Source organism: Microbacterium sp. CPCC 204701 (assembly GCF_004010105.1).
Lineage (GTDB): Bacteria > Actinomycetota > Actinomycetes > Actinomycetales > Microbacteriaceae > Microbacterium.
In genome coordinates this window covers 1-5,652 of sequence record NZ_RRYE01000197.1, presented here as the reverse complement: position 1 = coordinate 5,652, position 5,652 = coordinate 1, and the positions used below count along the sequence as shown (strand labels likewise).

At 69.9% G+C, this 5,652-nt stretch carries 5 protein-coding genes; 1 reads left to right on the top strand and 4 read right to left on the bottom strand.

Annotation, left to right across the window (positions count from 1 at the left end; genetic code table 11):
* The 3 genes from EIO58_RS11675 to EIO58_RS11665 all read right to left on the bottom strand — a co-directional run.
* On the bottom strand, positions 1–527 hold a 527-nt coding region (locus EIO58_RS11675; protein ID WP_205789241.1), incomplete at its 3' end, for a hypothetical protein.
* Positions 528–531: 4 nt separating this feature from the next.
* Positions 532–837, bottom strand: a complete 306-nt coding sequence (locus EIO58_RS11670; RefSeq protein WP_127819690.1) for an urease subunit gamma — start codon at positions 835–837, stop codon at positions 532–534.
* 137 nt (positions 838–974) lie between these two features.
* Positions 975–4,343 (bottom strand): FUSC family protein, encoded by a 3,369-nt coding sequence (locus tag EIO58_RS11665; protein ID WP_127819689.1) that lies wholly within the window; start codon positions 4,341–4,343, stop codon positions 975–977.
* Positions 4,344–4,430: 87 nt separating this feature from the next.
* On the opposite strand from EIO58_RS11665, the gene EIO58_RS11660 reads away from it, so the two are divergent.
* Positions 4,431–5,138: a Pr6Pr family membrane protein gene (locus EIO58_RS11660; RefSeq protein ID WP_127819688.1), complete on the top strand. Its 708-nt coding sequence runs from the start codon at positions 4,431–4,433 to the stop codon at positions 5,136–5,138.
* A gap of 25 nt (positions 5,139–5,163) precedes the next feature.
* On the opposite strand, the gene EIO58_RS11655 is transcribed toward EIO58_RS11660, so the two are convergent.
* Positions 5,164–5,652, bottom strand: a 489-nt coding sequence (locus EIO58_RS11655; RefSeq protein WP_342447976.1) for an OB-fold nucleic acid binding domain-containing protein, incomplete at its 5' end; no start/stop codon positions are given.

Below are 5,652 nucleotides of genomic sequence, written 5' to 3'. Positions count from 1 at the left end.
CGCGACGCGCCGAGCGCACGCAGGCGCTGCACGCGCGCGGACAGGGCAGCCGAGTCGTCGGCGATCGCCGCCGCGACCTCCGGAAGCGCCCCGTGCGCGGCGACGAGGTACGCCAGGCGGTGCAGCTCAGCCTCGTCGAACACGTTCGAGCGCGGCGCGACGATCAGCAGCGCCGTCCCAGGGTCGGCGGCGCGAGCGCGGTTGGCCGCGGTGCGCAGCCATGCGACCAGGTGATCGGGCTGACCGAACGGCTGCGCGAGCGCGAGCCGCCCAGGATGCCGAGGACCCAGCCACGCGAGCGTCTTCGCCGTATCCGCCACCATCGTGGGGTTGCGGCCGAACGTCATCGGCACGACGACGACGGTGTCGCCGGCGTCGAGATGCGCAGAGATCGTGTTGTGCAGCGTCCGGCCGGGCACGCTCACCTCGACGTTGTCGGCGACGTCGTCGAACCGCGCCAGATCGACGCCGCCGCCGCTCTCGTGCCCGCCGACGAGGACCACTCGTGCGACAGGAGCCGGAGTCACCGCCTCAGCCGCCGATCGGATCGTGGCACGAGACGAGCTTGGTCCCGTCGGGGAACGTCGCCTCGACCTGCAGCAGCGTGATCCGCTCACGCACCCCGGCCATGCACTCGTCCACCGTGACCACGGTCTTGCCGAGCTCCATGCACTCGGCCACCGTCTTGCCGTCGCGAGCGGCCTCGAGAATGGCCTCGGTGACCAGCGCCTGCGCTTCGCTCACATTGAGCTTCGTGCCGCGGTCGCGGCGGCGGCGAGCCAGCTCGGCGACCTGGTAAACCAGCAGTTTGTCGATCTCGCGTGGAGACAGATCCATGTCAACTCCTGCGTCGCGGGGAATCGTCCCGGCCACCCCGACATCGGGACCCCCGGAAGTCATACTGGCACGCCGGACCCATTCCCGGGGAGGCATCAATGAGAATTCCTGCGGCGTTAATGGCGGGAGCCGTGATTTCACGCAGATCGCATGATGCTCGGATCAGCCGCGGCGACCGTTCCAGGCCTCAGCGCCTCGATGAGCGCCAGGAGAGCCTGGTTCAGCCGTGTCACGTGCAGGACGAGCGCGCGCCCAGCCTCCGTCGTGTCGGCGTCGGCACTCGCGTCCAGTTCGTCCGTTGCGGGAATGCGGCGCGGCAACGCACCGGCGAGCACGGCCTCCGCGGCAGCGAAAGCATCGGCGGTCGCGGCGTCCAGCCGTCGCGCGACGCCTGCTGTGATGCCGGCTCCCGTCGCTCGGTCGGCCGCCACACGCCGCACGTCGTACACCATCGACCACAGCGCCGTCAGCTGCGCCTCGATGCCGGCGCGCCGCATCGACCCGGGGTTGCTGCGGATCGGGCGAGCGGCGTCTTCGAGCGCCGTGAGTCGGCGGGCAACCTCCCGCAGATCGTCGTCGAAGGCGCCGTTGCCGGGGGCCGGCCTCAGCGCATCGTGCGCGATCGCCTGGCACTGTCGCACCACGTCCGACATCGCCGCGAGCACCCGCGCGCGCGTGCGCGTGGGCAGCACGAGCGCCGACACCACGACCGCCACGAGCGCCCCGATCGCCGTCTCGGCCACACGCACCTGCAGCGTCTCGACGTTGAGCGTGCCGAGCACGTCGTACACGGTCGCCAGCAGGAGCGTCTGCCAGAACGTCACCCACACCGACGACACCGGACGGAGGAAGGCGATGAAGAAGACGCTCACGACGAGGAGCGGAAGTGCGACTGCCGGGCTGTGGCCGGCGAGGATCGCTAGCCCGAAGCCCACGGCCGCGCCGAGCACGGTCGCCAGGATGCGCTGGAACGCTTTGAGGCGGGTCTCGCCGTCGGAGCCGCTGAGCACCGAGAACGCCGGCATCGCGGCCCAGTACTGGTAGCTGGTCGACACCAGGCTTCCGAGCAGCAGCGCGAGCCCGGTCGAAAGTCCAGCTTGGACTGCCTGTCGGGACGAATCCCGCGCCGCTCCCGGCGCCTCACCCTGAGCCGGATCGGAATCCGCGCGGGCGGCGAGATCGGCATCCGTCGTTTCGCGCCCGATTCCGTCACCGTGAGCGCTCGAGCGGGCGAAGCTGCCGCGCGCCGCATCGAGCTGGTCGACAGCCGACCGCAGCTCGAGGATCGCGGCCCTGATGCGACGTGCCCCGAGCGGTGCATCGTGGTCGGCGGCCGATGGCGGGGCATCGAGCGCGGCGCGGGAAGCGGGCACGGCATCCTCGACGAGGTGGGCTTGTGCAGCCACCAGGTCTGCGGCCAGGCGCGCGCGCTGTTCGATCGTGATCGCGATCATGCCGGTGGCGGGCACGAGCGAGACGAGGTTGTCGACGGCCAGACGCAGGCCGAACACCCTCACGCGCAGAGCACGTGCCTGCGCGGGCGCCCGGGTCGCGGCACCCGTCTCGTCCAGCGAGCCGGCGATCGCGGCCGCGGTTCTCTGCACTGCGGCCTGCTGCCGGCGAAGCGTCCGGATCAGCCGCCCGTCTTCGCGCGCACTCGAGACGAGATCGATGCTCGTCTCGAGGAGGTACACGACTCGTTCGTGCAGCGCCGCGATGCCGGCGTCGACGCGGCGCGACGGCGAGGGGCGCGGGATGAGGCCGGCCGCCCACCCGCACAGCACACCCACTCCCCCGGCGGCCAGGGCGTCGAGCAGCTCGACGAGCTCGAGTCCGAGCATGAGCGAGAAGTAGTACGCGATGAATGCGAGCTGGCCGAGGCCCGCCATGCGCGCGCCGAATCGACGCAACCAGACGGCCACCGCCGCCACGAGCGCGATCGCGATCCCCGTGACGAGCGCTTCCCGCGGCAGCACCGTGCCGAGCGTGATGCCGGCCATGGCGGGCACGACGGCGAGTAGCCCGACCCATGGCCGGCCCCCCGGCGGTGAGCCGAACGCGTCCGGCGACGCGAAGAGCGCGATGAGCCCCGCCAGCACCGTGCCGTACAGCGCGTTCGAGCCCTGCATGAACGACAGCGCGCCGACGATCGCCATGGCGGCGACGACACCCGTGAGCGTACGGCCGGCCGCCGCCAGCCGCAGGAGGCCCGGATCGATGAACAGGCCGCGACGGCGCAGCCACGAGCCACCGGCCCGCGGATGCCGCGGCAGCGGATCGGCACGAGCGCGATCAGCGATGTCGACGTCCATCGGGAGCAGCTCGTATCCGCCGTCCGGCGCGTCGATCGGGATGCCGTCCGGCGTAGCTGCGATCCGGCGGTAGATGGGCTGATAGTCCAGATCACGGCTCACGGCCGCCAGGAGGGCCTGCGCCCGGAACTCGAAGGGCAGCCACGCCGTGTAGCGGCGGTACGCGTCGTCGACGTCGATCGCGTCGCTCGCGCGCGTGAGCGCCGCCATCCGACGGTCGATGCGCAGAAACCGCATCGCCCATGGATCGAGTGCGACCTGGGACCCCGACTGCTCGTACGCGGCGACGGCCGACGCGAACTCTCGTGCCGTCACCGGGGCGGGCACGGGTCCCGTCGCAAGGCGCAGCGCCTGCTGCAGGCGCACGCGGAAGTCCTCGTACGCCTCGATGAGGCGCGTGAGCCCGGGTTCGGATGCCGGATCGCTCCTGGTCGGCAGTCCCCACCGGAGGGCGCCGATGACGCCGGAGGTCATGAACAGCGAGAAGGGCAGCGAGAACTGGTCGCGCCCGCTCTGGAAGTAGTACGCGGCACGGTTCTGCGAGAGCCCGTGTCCGTACGCACTCAGGGAGCCGAGGATCGAGTCGAGCTGCCCGTCCAGGCCACGGGAGCGACCGTCCGGGAAGAACGGTGCGAGCGAGTCGATGGGGTCGGTGATGCCGAGGCCCGCGCGGAAGAAGTTCGCCGAGAGCGACTGGAGCGACTGGATGACACCGTAGACGCTCCCGAGGAACGTGATGATGAACGACAGCATCACGACGCTGATCATGGCTTCGGCGACGGTGAGCAGGTTCATCAGCGCTGCACCGGGGCCGATGTTGTCGACGCCGACCGTCGAGAACTGGCCGAGGCTCAGGTAGAGGGCACCCCAGAAGTCGGGCTCGACGCCCGTCGACGTCACGATCGCACCGGTCATGCCCAAGGCGCCGAAGTAGACCAGCGCGAACCCGAAGACGATCCCAGCGACCCACCACAGGATCGTGACGACGACGATGATCCCCGTCGCCTGACGGAGTACCAGCGGTCGCCACCGTCGCCCGACCCGCCGGGTGAACGCGCGCAGCACGATCCACTGCGCCCGCACGATCCGGTCGACGAACAGGCCCGCCTCGTCGTAGTTGAGCACCGCGAGGAATGCGTCCAGCAGCGTCATGAGGAGCAGCAGCACCCCTATGACGATCCAGACGACGTCCATGCGGCATACATTATCGGCCGGGTCCTTTTGCACCTACGCGTGCGTCACTAGCATGTGCCCGGGCGCATACGACCGGGGGGCCATGCCATGACTGCGACGATCGCGACTTCTCAGACCACCGATGTTCGAACGCGCTCCGCGCGCATCTGGTACGGATCCATCGCGGTCGTCGTCGCGATCGCGCTGGTGATCCAGATCATCCTCATCTTCACCGGGGGCCAGGACGCCAACTCCGGCGAGAACGCGACCGGGCCCGTCGGCACGCGCCTGGTGCGGCTGTTCAGCTTCTTCACGATCCAGAGCAACCTGTTCGTGCTCGGCACGTCGATCGCGCTCGCGCTGAACGTGCACCGCGACGGAAAGCTGTGGCGGATCCTGCGCTTCGACGCACTGCTGGGCATCATCATCACCGGTCTCGTGTACGAGACGATCCTCGCGCCGCTCGTCCATCTCGAGGGATGGGCGCTCGTGGCGACGATCGGCTTCCACTACATCTCGCCGTGGGCGACCCTCATCGGATGGCTCATCTTCGGCCCTCGCCCGCGCACGACCTGGGGCACGACGGCACTCGCGTTCATCTGGCCGCTGCTGTGGCTCGTGTACACCTTCGTCCACGGTGCGGTCACCGGCTGGTATCCGTACCCCTTCCTCGACGTGAACACGATCGGCTTCGCCGAATCGGTCCGCAACTCTGCGATCGTGCTGGTGATCGGCATCATGATCGCCGTCGTGCTGACCTTCATCGATCACCACGTGCCGTCGCTCGTGCGCGGCCGGGACCGAGAGCGCGCCTGATCGGCTCCGTTCACCGGCTCCGGGCTCACCGGAAGTCGCGTGCGCGATGGTGCACGCCCACGCGCAGATCCTCGAAACGGTCGGCGACGATGTTGATCACTCCCTCGGGCGAACGCTCCAGGATGCCCCGCGCGATGAGCGCCGGCGAATCCCGCACGACGCGGCGATAGCGGTTCCACACCCCCACCGAGCACACGATGTTCACGAGGCCGTGCTCGTCCTCGAGATTGAGGAAGGTGACCCCGGATGCCGTGGCCGGCCGCTGCCGGTGCGTCACGAGCCCCGCGACCTCGATGCGCCGCCCGGTCTCGTGCGAGCGGAGCTCGCCCACAGTGAGCACTCCGCGCGCATCGAGGCCGGAGCGGTAGTGGGTCATCGGATGATCGTCGATCGAGACGCCGGTCGCCCACAGGTCGGCCGCGAGGATGTCGTAGCTGCTCGGATCGGTGAACAGCGGCGGCTGCACCGCGATGAGCGAGTGGGGCAGGAACTCGGGCCGGTCCTGCGCCGCCGC

Bases quoted from the DNA above. Each gene is read 5' to 3' on its own strand.
- EIO58_RS11670 (WP_127819690.1), bottom strand. From the start codon at position 837: ATGGATCTGTCTCCACGCGAGATCGACAAACTGCTGGTTTACCAGGTC.
- EIO58_RS11665 (WP_127819689.1), bottom strand. From the start codon at position 4,343: ATGGACGTCGTCTGGATCGTCATAGGGGTGCTGCTGCTCCTCATGACG.
- EIO58_RS11660 (WP_127819688.1), top strand. From the start codon at position 4,431: ATGACTGCGACGATCGCGACTTCTCAGACCACCGATGTTCGAACGCGC.